This is a genomic window from Bacillus sp. MT94 (assembly GCF_058792475.1).
Genome location: NZ_JBXAEZ010000005.1, coordinates 94,800 through 112,764 on the forward strand (window position 1 = coordinate 94,800; position 17,965 = coordinate 112,764).

General features: G+C 34.6%; 13 protein-coding genes. 4 read left to right on the forward strand and 9 right to left on the reverse strand.

Features of this window, described 5'->3' with window-relative positions; all coding sequences use genetic code 11:
- Positions 1–93: 93 nt before the first annotated feature.
- Positions 94–915 (reverse strand): MBL fold metallo-hydrolase, encoded by an 822-nt coding sequence (locus tag AC1Q51_RS18700; protein WP_000371021.1) that lies wholly within the window; start codon positions 913–915, stop codon positions 94–96.
- A 417-nt stretch (positions 916–1,332) separates the two neighbouring features.
- Between AC1Q51_RS18700 and AC1Q51_RS18705 the strand changes: the two genes are divergently transcribed.
- From AC1Q51_RS18705 to AC1Q51_RS18720, 4 genes are all read left to right on the forward strand, one after another.
- Positions 1,333–1,980 carry a DJ-1/PfpI family protein gene (locus tag AC1Q51_RS18705; protein WP_075717741.1) on the forward strand — a complete coding sequence of 216 codons (648 nt, stop codon included), beginning with the start codon at positions 1,333–1,335 and terminating at the stop codon, positions 1,978–1,980.
- A gap of 150 nt (positions 1,981–2,130) precedes the next feature.
- Positions 2,131–2,958, forward strand: coding sequence for a peptidoglycan-N-acetylglucosamine deacetylase (locus AC1Q51_RS18710; RefSeq protein WP_000551449.1), 828 nt, complete (start codon positions 2,131–2,133; stop codon positions 2,956–2,958).
- Between the two features lie 157 nt (positions 2,959–3,115).
- Positions 3,116–3,778 (forward strand): DUF3841 domain-containing protein, encoded by a 663-nt coding sequence (locus tag AC1Q51_RS18715; protein WP_097923909.1) that lies wholly within the window; start codon positions 3,116–3,118, stop codon positions 3,776–3,778.
- A gap of 109 nt (positions 3,779–3,887) precedes the next feature.
- On the forward strand, positions 3,888–4,559 hold the full coding sequence (locus tag AC1Q51_RS18720; RefSeq protein WP_000395169.1) for a TerC family protein: 672 nt from the start codon (positions 3,888–3,890) through the stop codon (positions 4,557–4,559).
- 55 nt (positions 4,560–4,614) lie between these two features.
- On the opposite strand, the gene ltaS is transcribed toward AC1Q51_RS18720, so the two are convergent.
- From ltaS to hisC, 8 genes are all read right to left on the reverse strand, one after another.
- Complete coding sequence (gene ltaS, locus AC1Q51_RS18725) at positions 4,615–6,588, reverse strand: lipoteichoic acid synthase (RefSeq protein ID WP_000808748.1); 1,974 nt, start codon at positions 6,586–6,588, stop codon at positions 4,615–4,617.
- A gap of 518 nt (positions 6,589–7,106) precedes the next feature.
- Positions 7,107–8,732 (reverse strand): ABC-F family ATP-binding cassette domain-containing protein, encoded by a 1,626-nt coding sequence (locus tag AC1Q51_RS18730; protein ID WP_000633860.1) that lies wholly within the window; start codon positions 8,730–8,732, stop codon positions 7,107–7,109.
- A gap of 307 nt (positions 8,733–9,039) precedes the next feature.
- Positions 9,040–12,156 carry an MMPL family transporter gene (locus tag AC1Q51_RS18735; RefSeq protein WP_000040248.1) on the reverse strand — a complete coding sequence of 1,039 codons (3,117 nt, stop codon included), beginning with the start codon at positions 12,154–12,156 and terminating at the stop codon, positions 9,040–9,042.
- Between the two features lie 212 nt (positions 12,157–12,368).
- Positions 12,369–12,935 (reverse strand): TetR/AcrR family transcriptional regulator, encoded by a 567-nt coding sequence (locus tag AC1Q51_RS18740; RefSeq protein WP_001107300.1) that lies wholly within the window; start codon positions 12,933–12,935, stop codon positions 12,369–12,371.
- Positions 12,936–13,164: 229 nt separating this feature from the next.
- Positions 13,165–14,325, reverse strand: coding sequence for a GNAT family N-acetyltransferase (locus AC1Q51_RS18745; RefSeq protein ID WP_492331637.1), 1,161 nt, complete (start codon positions 14,323–14,325; stop codon positions 13,165–13,167).
- Between the two features lie 125 nt (positions 14,326–14,450).
- A complete protein-coding gene (gene aroA, locus AC1Q51_RS18750; protein ID WP_492331638.1) occupies positions 14,451–15,740 on the reverse strand; it encodes a 3-phosphoshikimate 1-carboxyvinyltransferase in 1,290 nt (429 codons plus the stop codon).
- A gap of 17 nt (positions 15,741–15,757) precedes the next feature.
- Positions 15,758–16,858, reverse strand: coding sequence for a prephenate dehydrogenase (tyrA, locus tag AC1Q51_RS18755; RefSeq protein ID WP_075717745.1), 1,101 nt, complete (start codon positions 16,856–16,858; stop codon positions 15,758–15,760).
- Positions 16,851–17,951 (reverse strand): histidinol-phosphate transaminase, encoded by a 1,101-nt coding sequence (gene hisC, locus AC1Q51_RS18760; protein WP_075717735.1) that lies wholly within the window; start codon positions 17,949–17,951, stop codon positions 16,851–16,853. Before hisC ends, tyrA begins: the two co-directional genes overlap by 8 nt.
- Positions 17,952–17,965 lie beyond the last annotated feature (14 nt).

Genomic DNA, 17,965 nt, shown 5'->3' on the forward strand with positions numbered 1-17,965 from the left:
AGTTGAAAGACCTATTAGTTAATAAACAATAGGACTTTAGTATAAAATTCATATAAAGTTAGTTATATAAATGTAGAGATGAATTACAAGCTATTACGTATGAAATAGTTCTCCTTGCAGGGCCTTTATATACCGATCAGCAGATCTTTGTACAGCTTTATTCGCATCTTCCACCACACCATGAAATGCATTATATAGTCGACTAAATTGGATATCTTTTACCTTCTCTGCCATATCTCTAACTTTATTCGCTGGTAATGGAATGAGATTGGGATAACTATACATAAAACTTACCCATTTTCGATCCGAAACTACTTGTATAATATCACCTGATAACAAAATGCCTTTCCCTTCATTACCGTCTTTCCAATGTATAACAGTTCCCCCCTTAAAATGGCCTCCTAAGCGATGCAATGTAAGTTCTTCCGATAATATCAGATGCTCCCCAGACCAAAATTTAATTTGCTTACTCGGACGAACCACCCACTCTTTATCATCTTCATGAATATAAATAGGTACATTGAATGTTTCCGCCCATTTAACTTGTGTAGAGTAATAATGTGGATGAGAAAGTGCTATTGCTTGAATACCACCTAAATCATATATACGTTGTATCGTTTTATCATCTAAATAACTAATGCAATCCCACATAACATTTAGAGTTTTACTTTGTATTAAAAATGCTGTTTGTCCAATCGCAAATTTAGGTTTAGTAGTAATGCTATACAAACCGCTTTCTTCTTTTATTATTTCGTTTTTGTATAAATTGCTATTTTGCATCGTTTCTAATGTTGTCCATGACTGCCCAATTGGATTAACATATTGTCTTTCCTCATTACAAATTTTACAGCGCGAAGGTGCTTCTTCATTTTCGGGATACTGTACTCCACATGTAGTGCAAATATAATTATCCATATTCCCACTCCTTTTTTCATGTAATTGTTTCTTTACCAATATTTTAATAAAAAACAAAAATATTCGAATCAATAATTGGAACGAAAATGAAATGATACGAAAGTATGATTAGTCTCCTTTCGTTTTAAGACTTTAGCCTAAGTACTATATTTTTCATTTCTTCTTTCTGTGAAAGTTGCATATCGTTTTTAATAGAAATTCCAAGTAAATTAAACTTTTACCCATTAAATAAGTGAATACATCTTTTCAAAATAAATGAACCTATTCATAGATTTCGTCACACCTTTGACACAGTTGCACTAAGCGATACACATTAGGGGTATAGTATATTTAAAGTAACGATAAAAGAATATTCAATAATTTTATCTTCCTTATCGTTACTAGATTCAATTCGTAACAAATAAAGGAGAGGTTTTAATGGAAATCGTTATTATGCTCTATGATGGAATTACTGCATTAGATGCTATTGGTCCATACGAAGTATTTGCTGCAGAAAGCAACAACAACATAAAATTTGTTGCTAAAACGAAGGGATTAATAAAATTAGATTCGAAAATGGGCTATTTACATGCTGATTACAATTTTAATGAAATTACTTCAGCAGATATTCTTATTATTCCCGGATGTCGTCCACCAAACTTTACACAACTTATGAAGGATGAAGAAACTCTTAATTGGATTCTCCAAATACATAAAACGACAAAGTGGACTACAACTGTATGTACGGGCTCCTTAATCTTAGGTGCTACTGGTCTACTAAATGGTGTTAATGCTACTAGTCATTGGAGCTGTTTTAACTTACTTCGTTCTCTCGGAGCTGTTCCAACTGAAGAGAGATTCGTGCGCCATGAAAAAATAATAACAGCTGCTGGTGTATCTGCAGGTATTGATATGGCCCTTCAGTTAATAGCTTGGGAATTTGGAGATGAAAAAAGCAAAGCAGTTCAACTCATGTTAGAATACGACCCTCAGCCTCCCTTTGATACAGGTTCTCCTAAAAAAGCGCATGCATCCTTATTAGAAGATTTAAATTTGATGATTGAAAGTTTAAATAATAAAGTTTAAATTCATCCTATTTTTCAAAACTGCAATTGATATACAATCTTGCATACTTTTGAGTAAACTTTTTTACACTTGTAAAAAAGTTTTTTTGCATTTCCCTACCTATAATTGCTAATATAGTAGAGTAGAACTTTTATAGAGAGAAGGAAAATTATGCACAATGGAATTCGAATGACAACTTTAGTAAAAAGGGCTATGTTAGTTTGTGCGGGGGTATTATTCACATACGAAGCGGCTTTGGGATCAGTACATACTGCTCTAGCTAGTACAGAGGATGAAGCAAAATCTGTTCAACTTGTAAGTGAGATTCAAACATCTCTTGCTCCGAAAGAAGCTCCTAAACATTATAACGGGCAAGTTAGAAAAGTCGCTTATTTAACATTTGATGATGGTCCTGGAAAATACACAGCTGAGCTTTTAGATATGTTAAAGAAAGAAAATGCAAAAGCAACATTCTTCCTAATTGGTTCAAACGTAAAAGCTTTCCCTGATCTTGTAAAACGCGAAGATGCTGAAGGCCACTACGTTGGGATGCACAGTATGACTCATAACTACAAGAAACTTTACACAGAAGGTCATTACGTAGATGAAATGAAGGAAGACCAAGGCTTAATCGCTGGTGTTTTAGGTAAATCACCAGTATTAACTCGTCCATCTTACGGCTCTATGCCAGGATTAAACGAAGCTCTTCGCAACAAAGTTGTAGAAAATGGCTTAAAAGTTTGGGATTGGACAATTGATTCTTTAGACTGGAAATACAACAAAATGCAAGTTGATGCTGCATCTGCTAAAATTGTAGAGAACGTGTTACATGGTGCTACAAATCCAACAGAAGTTATCCTTATGCATGATATTCATCCACAATCAGTAAAAGCAGTACCTGGAATTATTAAAGGACTGAAAGAAAAAGGATATGAATTAGAAGCATATAATGAGAACGAACATTTCCCATTAAACTTCTGGCATGATAATCGTATGTAATGAAAAGACTTGATTCCCTTTAGCTGGGAATCAAGTCTTTTTGTCGTTTTGGGAATTTCTCTTCGTATATTCGACTCAAATTCCCCCTTCTCTAATATCAATAAAAATTCAAAATCACATGTTATACTAAAATTTAGTTTAAATAAGTAGGTGCCATATGATCGTATATACAGTACAAACTGAAGAAGCTTGGAAACAATTTAAGAAACTTGATTATTTAGAAGGTAATAAAGAATTCATCGATCCAGACGATTTATATTCATATGACTGGATGGTGCGCGTTGCTAAAACAAGATTGCCTCATTACGAAGGTAACTATCCTATTTGGGTCTGGGAAGCAAATAATCACCCAAATCGAAATCATAAAGCTTGGGGTAGAACAAATTCAAAAATGGTAATTTTAACACTAGATGTACCGAAAGAATGGGTACTATGGAGCTATTTTGACTATTGGTGCTGCGCTATGACTGATGGATCAATATATTTACATACAAAAAATAAGTGTACTTTAGATGAATGGTATACATATATGGATAAAAAATACGAGATAATATTTGATTTCGATTATTTATTATCTCATCCTGATTGGTGTCTAGGTAAAGAGGATTCGTTAGAAAAACAAGGTGTTATCGGCAACATCCCCCTTTCCTTCGTAAAAAAAGTAAGGCGTTTTCGCGCTAAGGAAGATACATCTATTAATGAAATCAGAAGTGATAACTGGGATAGTAGAAAAGAAAACCGTATTAAAAAGATGAATCGAAAATTAAGAAAAAGAATCGAAAAACAAAAAAGATTGCAAAAGCGACTTATACGAAATTAAAACAGATTTATCAAAATATATTAAGAAATTATGGATTGAATATAAAATTTCAACCCTTTTTATATTATCAACACTTTAGCACATATTAACCATAAGGAGTGATATGTATATGGAGTTTCTCTCATCTGAATATTTGTCTGCCTTGCTTGCCATCATTGTAATCGATTTAGTGTTAGCCGGAGATAATGCCATCGTAATTGGATTAGCAGCAAGAAGATTACCGAAAGACCAACAAAAAAAAGTTATCATATGGGGTACTGTCGGGGCGATCGCTATTAGAGCCCTCGCTACCTTAGTTGTCGTTTGGTTATTAAAAATACCTGGTTTACTCCTAATTGGCGGTATACTTCTTATATGGATCGCTTACAAGTTGATTGCTGAGGGTAAAAATCATGATATTAAAGCCGAAGAAGGATTTTGGTCTGCTATTAAAACCATTATTATCGCTGATGCGTTAATGGGCATTGATAATGTACTCGCTGTTGCAGGAGCTGCCCATGGTAACTTTTCTTTAGTAATCATTGGATTATTAGTGTCTATTCCTGTAGTCGTATGGGGCAGCACATTGATTTTAAAATGGGTGGATCGTTTTCCTGTCATCATTACGATTGGAGCAGCCGTTTTAGCTTATACTGCTGCAAAAATGATTGTAGATGAGAAATGGTTTGCTGGATTTTTCGAAAGTAACCCTTTCATTAAATGGGCATTTATCATTATTATCATCGTCGGTGTAGTTTTCTTCGGAAAAGCAAAACAAAAAGCAACAGCTAGTTCTGTCTAATAATGATGGTATATTTACAAATAAAAAGCGCTATTCATATGAATAGCGCCTTTTATTATTTAGCTTCCCCTTCCGGAGTCGTTTTTACCTTCGTTTTGTTTTTATCACGATTGTTATAGTTATACTTCGAACGATCTACTGGAGTGAATCCTTCCGGTGTGTAGAATCGTAATAAGTCACCATTTACGACTTGGTCAGAGTATTTTAGTGAGTTTTGAACCATTTGTTCATTTTTCTTTATTTCATCTGTAAATTCTACAGGTTTTCCAGTTGTTGTATCATAGTATTTGCCGTTTAGTGCAGTAACAGTTGGGCTTACGTAGTTACCGTTACGGAACGCAACGACTTGTTTATGCTCTGGTGATAATAAATCTGAACCGAATTGAACATAGTTTTTCGTATCTGTACCTAGTAAGTGTAATAACGTAGGAAGAACGTCAATTTCACCGCCATATTGATGTTGTACGCCACCTTTCACCCCTGGTACACGAACGATTAAAGGCACACGTTGTAACTGTGCATTTTCAAATGAGTTCATTTCTTTACCCATTACTTTTGACATTGCTGCATTATGATTATCTGAAATACCGTAATGGTCTCCGTACATAACGATAATTGAGTTATCATATAAACCAGATTGTTTCAAGTAATCGATGAAGCCTTTTACAGATTCATCTAAATAGCGTGCTGTTTGGAAGTACGTATCTACTGATGAATCACCTGTTGTTGCTGGTTCAATCGTTGCTTCTGCCTTATCGATTGGATAAGGGAAATGGTTCGATAACGTAATAAACTTCGTATAGAAAGGCTGTTTCAACGTTTGTAATAACGGAATAGATTCATTAAAGAACGGTTTATCTTTTAATCCGTAGTTTACTACATCTTTTTCATTCATATCGTAGTATGACGCATCAAAGAATTTATTAAAACCAAATGATTTATAAATATCGTCACGGTTCCAGAATGTTTTGTAGTTACCGTGGAATACTGCTGATGTGTATCCTTGTTGTCCTAAAATAGCTGGTGCTGATTGATACGTATTATGAGATTTCGTTGTAAAGACAGAACCTTGCGGTAAACCAAACATTGAATTCTCTAACATAAACTCCGCATCAGATGTTTTCCCTTGTCCTGTTTGATGGAAGAAGTTATCAAAGTATAGTGTATTCGCATCTTTTGTAAATGAGTTTAAGAACGGTGTAACTTCTTGACCATTTAATTTGTAATCAATTAAGAAGTTTTGGAATGACTCTAAATGAATATAAATTACGTTCATTCCCTTTCCTTTACCGAAATACTCAGGATTTGGACTTGCATAAGTTGAGGTTAAATAATTTCGTACTTCTGTCATATTATCGCCATCAGCTAATGCTCGTTCTGTCGATGCTTTCGCACTTTGAATTCCATCATAAATTGTGTAGTTGTATGCCCCTAAATATTTCACAATATAATTACGGTCAAACGTTCTTGTTAATAATTCAGGACGGTCAGACTCTGCAAGACCTAAGTTAACACTGAATAATAAAATACCTGCTACAAATACTAGAGATAATTTATGCTTCGCAACACGAATTGGTTTTGGATTTGCAAATTTTGTTGCGACTAACACAATTAATATAATCGTGTCTAAAAAGTATAGTGGATCATAAAGATGTAGCAACGCAAGAATACTACCACCTAAATCTCCAAAGTTATTCGTTTGTGTTAATGTCGGGAACGTAATAAAGTCACTGAAAAAGCGATAGTATACTACGTTTGCGTATAAAAGAATCGACAATAACAAGTTGATAACGATTAACCAAATATAAGATCGTTTCCCTTTTGCAAATAATGCAAGTCCTAAAAATAGAACTGCTGAACTAAGCGGGTTGAAAAACAGCAAGAATTTTTGGATTGTGTTTGAAATTCCTAAATTAAATTCCGTTACATACGCGGCATATGTTTTGAGCCAAAATAAAATAACGGCAAACAGAAAGAATCCAAAATGATTGCTTAACACACTTTTGCTCTTTAATAAGAACTGTTTCATTTCTCCACCTCTTTTAATCATCCAAGGCTTATTTTTTATAAGTCTGTCTCTCTATTCAAATTTTCTTCTTCAAATAGATTATCTTTATTTAACTATATGAAGAATATTAGTAATTATAATTTGAAGCTAGTATTTATTCAACTATTTCTTTTTAAACATTTTGACCTTGGTTTCTATTTAACAAAATAAATTTGTAACATTTCCTGTTTTCTCCCAAGATTAATCCACTAATTATGACATCCCATACTATATACCTTTATAAACTCATTCGCAAACTATTCTATCTCCAATTTTGGTACATATTTCACATGACAAAATAATGTTATTTAATTATATTGCTCACCTTACATTCCCCTGCTTCAACTAAATCTTAAAGTCATTACATCTCTTCCGTACATGAAAAATCCTCATGTTCACTAATATTATATTTGAATAATTATTCATTTGCCCCACCAGTGGTGTTATGTTTTCTCGACAAAAAAACTCGCTCTAAAAAGAGCGAGTTTTTTCATGATATATTATTGACCTTTGTACATTGCATCTACTTGTTTTTGAAGTTCTTCATTTTCTAAGTACTCATCGTAAGTTGCCTCTTTATCGATTACACCGTTTGGTGTTACTTCGATAATGCGGTTTGCAATTGTTTGTACGAACTGATGGTCATGAGATGTGAATAACATTGTACCTTTGAAAGCAATTAAACCGTTGTTTAATGCAGTGATAGACTCAAGGTCTAAGTGGTTCGTTGGATCGTCAAGTGTGATTACGTTCGCACCACTTAACATCATTTTAGATAACATACAACGAACTTTTTCGCCTCCAGATAATACAGAAACGTTCTTCTTAACTTCTTCACCTGAGAATAACATACGGCCTAAGAAACCACGTAAGAAGCTTTCTGACTCATCTTGTGGAGAGAATTGGCGTAACCAATCAACTAAGTTATAGTCACTGTTCTCAAAGTATTTAGAGTTATCTCTTGGGAAGTAAGATTGAGATGTTGTAACACCCCATTTGAATGAACCGCTATCTGGCTCCATTTCACCCATAAGGATTTTAAATAATGTTGTCATCGCGATATCGTTACGACCGATAAATGCAACTTTATCACCTTTATTTAAAGTGAAGTACACATTATCTAACACTTTTTCGCCATCAATTGTTTTAGAAAGGCCTTCAACAGTTAATAAGTCATTTCCTATTTCACGCTCAGGTGTGAAGCCAACGAATGGGTAACGACGTGATGATGGTCTAATATCATCTAATGTAATTTTATCTAATAATTTTTTACGAGAAGTTGCTTGTTTCGCTTTAGATGCGTTTGAGCTAAAGCGTGCAATGAAGTTTTGTAACTCTTTTACTTTCTCTTCTTTTTTCTTATTAGCATCTTGTGTTAATTTTAAAGCTAATTGGCTTGACTCATACCAGAAGTCATAGTTACCAACATAAAGTTGAATTTTACCGAAATCAAGATCAGCCATGTGCGTACATACTTTATTTAAGAAGTGACGGTCATGGGATACAACGATTACTGTATTTTCAAAGTTCATTAAGAAGTTTTCTAACCATTGAATCGCTTTTAAGTCCAAGTGGTTGGTAGGCTCATCTAGTAATAGAATATCAGGTTTACCGAATAATGCTTGAGCAAGTAATACTTTTACTTTCTCTGCACCAGTCAATTCTGATAATTTTTTGTCATGAAGATCTTCACCAATACCAAGACCTTTTAGAAGGATTGCAGCTTCTGACTCAGCTTCCCAACCGTTAAGCTCAGCGAACTCACCTTCAAGTTCTGCAGCACGCATTCCATCTTCATCACTAAAGTCTTCTTTCATGTAAATAGCATTTTTCTCTTGCATTACTTTGTAAAGTTGCGTGTGACCCATAATTACTGTTTCTAATACTGGGAACTCTTCATATTCGAAGTGGTTCTGTTTTAATACTGCTAGACGCTCACCTGGCGTAATATGTATATCACCTGTTGATGGTTCAATTTCTCCAGATAAAATCTTTAGAAATGTTGATTTACCAGCACCGTTTGCTCCGATTAAACCGTAGCAGTTACCTGGCGTGAATTTTATGTTAACATCTTCAAATAATTTGCGATCCGCGAAACGCAAACTAACGTTACTTACTGTAATCATTTGTGTCCTCCTACTAATACCGCTTATTTCAGCGTTTTCTCACCGATTGTCTTAAAAAATCGCATATTACGACTCAATTATTGTAGACTATAGCTATTATATAGTAGAAGCTGGATGAATAGCAACGGTTGATTACTATTCATCCCTTTTCTATCTTGAATAAAATGTACGTTTTTAACGAAATAATATTATATAGAAGCATATTTCATAATGAACAGAGATATGAAAGATGAAAAATTCGCAAAATATAAAGATGTGATGGACAAATTTATTAAATAAGAAGAATCCCCTTTTAAAAGGGGATTCTTTACTTTCTTTTACTTAATTTTTTCGTATAATTCTTCATTTTATTCGTTAACCCTATTAACGCAGGTATCAATATTGGCATCACAATAATAGCTAATAATAACAGTGCAACACCAACAACAGATGCTACTTGTATAAGCGTCAATACACCTGAAGGGATTAATGCAGCAAATGTACCACCTAAAATAAGTGCCGCTGATAATACGACTCCTCCTATGTGACGAGATGCATTTACAATTTTCGTTGCTGGGTCCCCCTCTAGCTCATTGTATCTCATCATTACGAAAATGCTATAATCCACACCTAAAGCGACTATCATTATAAAACTAAAGAATGGTACATTCCAGCTCAATGACTCTACGTTTAGTATGTGTGTACTAATTTGTTCACTTATACCAAGTGATGCAAAATAAGCTAATATTAAAGATCCAATAATGAAGATTGTATTTAAAAATGACCGTGTAATAACGAGTAATACAACCGCAATTCCAATTAACATAATTGTAGCTGTACGTAAGAAATCTTGGCCCGTTACTTCTTTTAAATCAACGTTTCTTGCTGTTGTACCGCCGATCGCTTTTTTTGTTGATTTTAATTCTGTACCATTTAATGTACCGTCTATCGTTTTATTAATTTCTTCAATGATTGGCATCGCTTCTTTTGAATACGGATTTACGTCTAAAATGATTGTCATTTTAGCAGTCTTTCTATCATGTGACATGTACGTATTCAATGCTTTTTGGAAATCTTCTCCCTCTAAAACTTCTTTTGGAATATAAAATTTCTCAGAGCTTTTTGATTCATTCAATTCTCCTAAATATTTCTGAGCATCCCCTAGTCCGTTACTTACCTTTTCGAGCCCTTCTGTACTTTTAGATAATCCTGATTGTAATTGCCCCATCTGTTCTTGCAAGTCTTTCAGCCCGGTTAATAACTGGCCTTGCCCATCATTTATTTTTGTTAATCCGGTTTGTAACTCAGATGACTTGTTCGCAATTTGTTTAGAACCTGAAGCACCTTCATCTAATCCATTTTTAAGATCAGCTGCTCCTTTTTGTAATTTAGTAACTCCATTGTTCATTTCTTTTAAACCGTTATCCACTTTCAATAACGATTGATTCGCTTCTTTAAATGAGCCCATCGCCGCTTTATGATGCGTTGCTAATTGATTTAATTCATTTGAAAGCACACCTAATTGCTTCTGAGCCTCTTTAGCAATTCCTATCGTTTGTAGTATGTTCGGATCATTTGCTAATTCTGGTTTCGTTTGAATAAAATTGGTCATTAACACTTCAATTTGTTCATAACCTTTTTTCGCACCATCAATTGCTTGAGAAATACTTCCAAAGTATTGATCGTAAGAGCTTAAACCTTTTTCTAACTGTGCATAACCAGCATGAAGTTGTGAAGTTGCATTAGATAAAACATTTATATTTTCATTTACTGAAGTTAATCCACCCTCAATTTGTTGCGCACCTTGTGCTCCGTCATTTATACCACTTGATAGTTGATGTAAAGCTGTTCCTAATGCCGTTACACCGTTTTTCGCTTCGTTTGTTCCATCAATTAACTTTTGAACGTTTGCAAGACTATTTGAGTCTTTACTACCCATTTTATCTTTCGCAGCAGTTAACCCATCATTAATGTCCTTTATACCACCATTGGCATCTCCTAACCCCGTATTTAGTTCTCCAGCTTGTTTATTTATATATAGTTCTTTTATCCTTTCCCCAGTTGGACGCGTCGGTGAATATACTTCTGACACACCTTTCACTTTCAAAATCTTATCAGTTAGTTCATCTAAAGTTTGAAGAGAACTCGCCTCGTCTAACTTGTTATCCGATTGAATGACTAACGTACTTGGTGAAGAAAAACCAGGTGGAAAATGTTCTTCTATTACGTTAATCCCCTTTTTCGATTCATATTTATTATCTACTTCAAATAAATCATTGTAATTTAGTGTGTTAGAATATTTCATTAGGAAAGGAATCGATATCACAAATACAATGATTAAAGCTGCGAATGGTCTTACTACTGAGTTTTTCGCAAGAAATCCCCATAAACGACTATCCTCATGACCTTTAAATGTTTTTACTGGATAAAACATTCCTTTTCCTAAAAGCACCATAAAAAATGGATTTAACGTAGTTAATACGAGTAATAATACTGCGACACCAATTGCTACGGCTGAAGTAGATTGATATAATTTAAAACTCGCTAAAGCAAGAGATGCAAAACCAATTAGTACTGCTATCCCACTATATAAAACGGTTTTCCCTGCCGATTTAAACGTTTCTTTCGTAGCTAAAAATGCATTTTCTTGTTTACTTAATTCTTCCTTAAACCTTGTATATAATAAAATGTTATAGTCTGTTCCAACCCCAAACAGGACAACAACTACAAACACTTGTGTAAAGTTAGAAAACGGAAAATTAAATTGATCTACTAGATGGGCAATAATCCCCATTGAAACTAAATATGATACACCCACTGTAAGCAGAGAAACGATTGGAACAATTGGTGAACGAAATACAATGATTAATACAACTAAAATGAAAATGATAGAAATAACTTCTGTCTTTTTCACTCCCTCTTGAGAGGATGTAAGAAAATCACCCGCTATTAAATCACTTCCTGTTAAGTACGTTTTAACTCCCTTCGGTTTAATTTTATTATGAAGCCCATTTGCAATTTTTGATATTTCACCATGTTTTTTATCTACAGAAATTTGCGTTAAAATGGTCGTATTGTCTTTAGATATCAATTGTTTTTCCAAGTCTTTATTATCTAAATGTGAAACAACTTCCTTAATTCCTAATTGCTCTTTTTCATTTTGTAAAGCGTTGATTGTTTTTATTATTTCATCTTTTTGCTCAGTTGTTAAAGCTGCTTTACTTCCACTATTAAAAACAGCTATAACATCATATTTTTCTGTCCCGTCTTTATCCATCTCTCTTATCATTTTGTCAGCGATACTACTTTGCTCTGTATTCGGAATCGTAATATGCCCTTTTTCTTTCACTAATTTATCCATATTAGGCATCGTTACGATCATTGTAATAGTAATAACTATCCATAATAGAAAAGATAAACTTCTCCAATTTTTTAGCTTACTCATTTTAATCATCTCCCGTTTTGAAAGTATAATGTTAGTTCCGGAATGAATATTCATTCCTATCATTCTATTGATTTATTCTATAGACCCTATTAAACTAATCTTTTCCGGAATGAATGTTCATTCCTTTGGTTGCACAAATACCCTCTCCTACTTTCATTTTTTAAATCTATTTAGGAATGAATATTCATTCCTGTCCTTATAAAGCTATAGAATCAAATGATTCTAATAGCATTCCAAGAGCTTTCTTCCAATTCTTTTACTAACTCTTTCGAGTATTCTAATTGCCCTGTTGCAATTACTTTCGTTAATGCTTCTAGCGGCTGATATACAATAATAATTAAAGCAACTGGAGGCAATGGACGAAGAAAACCTTTTGCGATTCCATCTTCAATAATATTCATAAAGAAGCCTATAAAATCGTCAAATATTTTCTTACTTTGTTCATCAAGAAAATAACTGTCACAGTGAGAATTTGTAAATAAAAAAGCGTCCACATTGTTTCTCGCAAATTCAAATAAACGGTTGTACGTATGACTAAACTGTTCACGAATATTTGCTTCAACAGGAAAATCTGTTTTTATCATTTCAGAAAGCTCTAACATACTTTTTGAAAATAATGAGTTAACTAGTGCCTCTTTATTTTCAAAATAGCGATAAATAGTACCCGCACCGACTTTTGCCTTTTCAGCGATCATTGGAATTGTCGTACCATCGTAACCACGCTCTGCAAAAAGTTGCATCGCAGCATCAAAAATATCCTCTTGTTTGTTTTTAGCCATTTTTTCCACCTCTATTTTTAGGAATGAAAATTCATTCCGTTTTTAATTATAAATTACAAGGACTAAAAGTCAAGTGCGTAACTACGTATAGTTGCAATTTTAATCCCTTGTTTGTGAATCAATTTATATCAGCGGTTTTTAGAATACATCCACTTACCGACAAAAACGAGAACCAAAGAGAAAACCGTCCCAAATTTTGTTTGGGACAGCCCCATTTCCTATTTAAAGCTTAAAAGAAATCATAAATAAAAGCTTTACGTACTGGAACTATATTCTCAAATGCTTGTATTTCCTCTTCGCTTCCGCTAATGAATTCTAGTTCATTAAGTTCTAACGGACGCTTGTAGCCAAACATTATTGTAGATAATGCGTTAATATCCAGCTTAATTCCTTTATCTATTGTTTCCTCTTTCATAATTGTTATTTTATGATTCGCAAGCCTCACTGATACGTTGTTCCACGGAGCAAATGCGTCTGTAATGTGTAGAATCACTTCTTGCTGTACATTGTTCCAGCTCAACTCATATTGTTTTAAGAACTGCTCTACATCTACAATTCTTCCCATAAAATATGGTTTTATTTCTGTCTTCACGCGTGGCTCTTGCAATGAATATAGCAACGGTTCGTTTTCACTTACTGTCATTTCAAGTTCTTTAATCATAGAATCATGCTGGCAAATAAAGTTCCACAGACCATTTCGTGCTTCATTATGCAGTGGTACAAATTCTTCTACTGTCATTTTATAGTTTTCTATTTTGTATAACATGTAACCGGCTGCCTTTTTATTTTCATCATAGTAAATCGCTAATGTTAAATCATCATAAACCGCTTGAAACCACCAGTTCTTCTCTCGAACTAACATACCTGAAAAACGTTCTGCAAATGCTTCATAGAGCTTCTCGACTTCTTCTGGATGATTTTCTTTATTGAAACGTTTCACAGTGCCATTTACTTGTTTTTTCATCACTAAATCGCTCTTAGTCATATGACATGTGACTAAATTCGCACAAAGTTCCCAGCCGTATTTACGGTAAAATGAAACCGCAAATGGATGTAACATAGAGACTGTATAGCCATCTTTTTTCATCGTTTGAAGTGAATATTGAAGTAGCTCTTTTACATACCCACTTCTTCTATACTCAGGATACGTCGCTACCCCTGCAACGCCACCCATTTTAAATTTTTCTTTACCTATGTAAATATGAAACGGAATAAGATGTAGTTTTGCTGCTAAGTCTTCCCCTTCCATAATGCCGTATATTTCATGACTTTCCTTCATCTTTGTAAGTTGCTGCTGTAATCGTTCCTCATCTACTTTATATTGAAAAGCGTATTCTGATAAACATAATGCTTCTCTGAACTTATCTTCTTTTAATTGTATGACATTCATATAATTCTCCTCCATTCCCTGTTTGAATTGTATCACAATTCTTTCTATTGTAGTTCGGTAAGTGAAATTAGAAAGACGTTTTAACAAAAAAAGCAGATACATCACGTATCTGCTTTCCATCCTTATTATTTAGCTAACTTTTGAAGTTCATCAAAGAATGTAGGATATGATACACCTACTGCTTCTGCATCTTCAATAATTGTTTTTCCTTCTGCCAGGCAGCCAGCAATCGCAAGCATCATTCCGATGCGATGATCACCATAACTATTTACTGTATTGCCTTTTAGAGCTGATTTTCCGTAAATGATTATGCCGTCATCAGTTGCTTCTATGCGAGCTCCTAGTTTCGTTAACTCAGCAACGACTGTATCAATACGATTTGTTTCTTTTACTTTTAATTCGTGTGCATCTTTAATTACTGTAATTCCTTCCGCTTGCGTTGCCGCTAATGCGATTACAGGAATCTCATCGATTAATCTAGGGATAATATCTCCGCCAATTTCAATTCCTTTTAATGAAGATGTTTCAATTGTAATATTTGCAGCTGGTTCTGATGCCCCTTCGTTAATTAGATCTACAGTGAACGTAGCACCCATTTTCTCTAAAACATCAATAATACCTGTACGAGTTGGATTCATTCCTACATTTTGTAATACTAGTTTACTATTTGGGATGATTGCACCTGCTACTAAGAAAAATGCTGCTGATGATACGTCACCTGGCACTTGAATGTCTGTTGCTGTTAATTTTTGTCCACCTGACAGCTTCACTGTTTTCCCTTCGCGAGTTACTTTAACACCAAATGCTTCAAGCATTCTTTCCGTATGGTCGCGTGAAATATGTGGTTCTGTAACAGCTGTTACACCTTCTGCACGAAGACCTGCAAGTAAAATAGCTGACTTTACTTGTGCACTTGCAACAGGAGAAATATATTCAATTGCTTTTAAATCTCCGCCACGTATTGTTAGCGGTGTAAATGTTCCTTCTTCTCTGCCGTCAATGTTTGCACCCATTTGTTTTAATGGGTTTGTTACACGCTTCATCGGTCTTTTTGCGATAGACTCATCACCTTGTACGCAAGAGAAAAATGGTGTGTTAGCTAATATACCTGACATTAATCGAATTGTTGTACCAGAATTACCAACATCTAATACAGCTTTCGGTTCTTGTAAACCTTCTAATCCTTTACCAACTACAATAACTTCATCACCGTTTTGCGTAATTTCTACTCCCATTTCTTTAAAACATGAAATAGTACTTAAACAGTCTGCACCGGGCAAGAAACCTTTAATTGTTGTTTTCCCTTCTGCAATCGAACCGAACATAACAGCACGGTGTGAAATGGATTTATCACCTGGGATTGTAATATTGCCATTCAATCCGTTATTAACAGGTTGTATTGTTCTTTCTTTCACGTTTTTCACCTTCTCATTTAAATTGTTTCATAAGTTTGGTATTCTTCTTCTCCAAGCGCTAGCTTTGCTTTCATACGATCTTCTTCCCTTTGGAAACTAATACGTAATACCCCAAGCAGTCCTTCACGCGCTTCTAATATTTGCAAGTTCGTAATACTAATTTCCTCGCGCGCTAAAATACTCGTAATATGAGCCAATGCCCCCACCTTATCTAATACATCAACGTATAAGTCGTGATAGGCAGGAATTGCACCACTCTTTCTTACTGGTAAAGAATCACGGTATTCTTTCGCATCTGCAAAATAGTTTTGAATCTCGCCTGCATCTCCGGTAGAAACTGTCTTATATAAACCTTCCATTTCAGAGATCCACTCTTTTAATAATACCATTAAATGCTCTCGATTTTGCTTTACAATATCACTCCACATTTTAGGACTACTAGATGCGATACGTGTAATGTCTTTGAAACCTCCAGCAGCGAGTTGATGAATGAGCGGATTATCTCCTGCATGTTTCTCAACTTGCTTTACTAAACCTGCTGCGATAAGATGCGGGAAATGACTAACAATCCCTGTTACATAATCATGTTCTTCTGTATTTAAAACAAGAAAATGAGATCCTGTTCCTTTTAACCATACTTTAAGGTCTTCCACTTGTTCATTTGGTATATGATTCATCGGTGTTAAAATGTAAAATGCATTTTCAAATAAATGCGCCTTTGCGCTTTCAACTCCCGTTTTATGAGAACCCGCCATCGGATGTCCCCCAATGAAAGAAACTTCCTTTGAAAATAAAGTTTCCGCTTCGTTCATAATAGACCCTTTTGTACTACCAACATCAGTCACTATAACATCTTCTCGTAAACGGAATGACGCAAGTTTGTGTAATAGCTTCTTCGTTTCTTCAACTGGAGAAGCAAAAACAATTAAATGTGCCTCTTCACATGCACGCTGTAAATCAACTGCTATTTCATCTACTACGTGTAATTCTTTTGCACGCTCTACTTGCTCTTGAAATATATCGTACCCTGTTATCGTTACATCGTGCTCTTTCTTAATTGCTAAGGCGAGAGAGCCTCCTATTAAACCTGTTCCAATTAATACTACCTTTTTACGCATTTGTCTCATCTCGAGACTTACTTTTTTTGTTTTCAAAGTGTTGTTTTAACACTGAAATCACTCCTTCATTTTGCTCCCTTGTTCCAACTGTAATACGGACACCATTTGGGAATGGACGAATAATAAACCCTGCATGTGCACAAGCTTCATAAATCTCTCCAGCATTCTCTACCGGTAAGAAGATGAAATTAGTTTGTGACGAATAAAATGGTATTTCGTTTTCCTTACAGAAACTCTCGTATTGCTGTAATCCTTCTGTATTCACGTGAACTATTTCTTCAATAAACTCGTTATCACCAAAAGCAATCGTCGCTGCTTTTTGCGCTAATGAAGATACGTTAAATGGTAAACGTACGACATTTAATTTCTCAATTAGCTCTTCCTGTCCGATCGCATATCCAACGCGGAAAGAAGCTAATCCGTATGCTTTAGAAAACGTTCTAAGTACAAGAATGTTTTTATGTTTTTCTAAAAGCGGTAATGTCTCAGGGAAATCTTTTGCTGTTACGTATTCATAGTACGCTTCATCAATGACAATTAACGTATTTTCACTAATGCCTTCAATAAATTGAGTTAATTTTTGCTCATTCACATATGTGCCCGTCGGGTTGTTCGGATTACAAATCCATACGATTTTCGTATTATTATTTACCGCTGACAAAATTTCGTCTAAATCGTATACACCATTATTTAAAGGAATTTCTTTCACTTCACAGCCTTCAATAATCGCATGATGACGGTATTGCGGGAATGTTGCACCTGCTGTTACAATGTTATCTCCCGCTCGTAATACGGCGCGACTTATTATTTGAATGATTTCATCTAAACCACTACCACAAAGTACTTGTTCCATTTGCACATGCAACTTATCCGCGATTGTTTGACGGAGCGTCGTAGCACCTCCGTCAGGATATAAAGCATGTTCCAACCAAGATTTTTGCAACTCTTCTAAAACTTTCGGTGAACAACCGAATGGATTTTCATTCGATGCTAATTTCACAAACGAATGATCTCCGTACACTTCTTTCATTTGTTCTGGTGATTTACCTGGTTTATATGGTTGTAATGATGATAGTTGATCTTTTACTTGCACGTTAAACCCACCTT

Excerpts from the sequence above, each read along its gene's own strand:
- AC1Q51_RS18700 (WP_000371021.1), bottom strand. The coding sequence starts at position 915 with ATGGATAATTATATTTGCACTACATGTGGAGTACAGTATCCCGAAAAT.
- AC1Q51_RS18705 (WP_075717741.1), top strand. The coding sequence starts at position 1,333 with ATGGAAATCGTTATTATGCTCTATGATGGAATTACTGCATTAGATGCT.
- AC1Q51_RS18710 (WP_000551449.1), top strand. The coding sequence starts at position 2,131 with ATGCACAATGGAATTCGAATGACAACTTTAGTAAAAAGGGCTATGTTA.
- AC1Q51_RS18715 (WP_097923909.1), top strand. The coding sequence starts at position 3,116 with ATGATCGTATATACAGTACAAACTGAAGAAGCTTGGAAACAATTTAAG.
- AC1Q51_RS18720 (WP_000395169.1), top strand. The coding sequence starts at position 3,888 with ATGGAGTTTCTCTCATCTGAATATTTGTCTGCCTTGCTTGCCATCATT.
- ltaS (WP_000808748.1), bottom strand. The coding sequence starts at position 6,588 with ATGAAACAGTTCTTATTAAAGAGCAAAAGTGTGTTAAGCAATCATTTT.
- AC1Q51_RS18730 (WP_000633860.1), bottom strand. The coding sequence starts at position 8,732 with ATGATTACAGTAAGTAACGTTAGTTTGCGTTTCGCGGATCGCAAATTA.
- AC1Q51_RS18735 (WP_000040248.1), bottom strand. The coding sequence starts at position 12,156 with ATGAGTAAGCTAAAAAATTGGAGAAGTTTATCTTTTCTATTATGGATA.
- AC1Q51_RS18740 (WP_001107300.1), bottom strand. The coding sequence starts at position 12,935 with ATGGCTAAAAACAAACAAGAGGATATTTTTGATGCTGCGATGCAACTT.
- AC1Q51_RS18745 (WP_492331637.1), bottom strand. The coding sequence starts at position 14,325 with ATGAATGTCATACAATTAAAAGAAGATAAGTTCAGAGAAGCATTATGT.
- tyrA (WP_075717745.1), bottom strand. The coding sequence starts at position 16,858 with ATGCGTAAAAAGGTAGTATTAATTGGAACAGGTTTAATAGGAGGCTCT.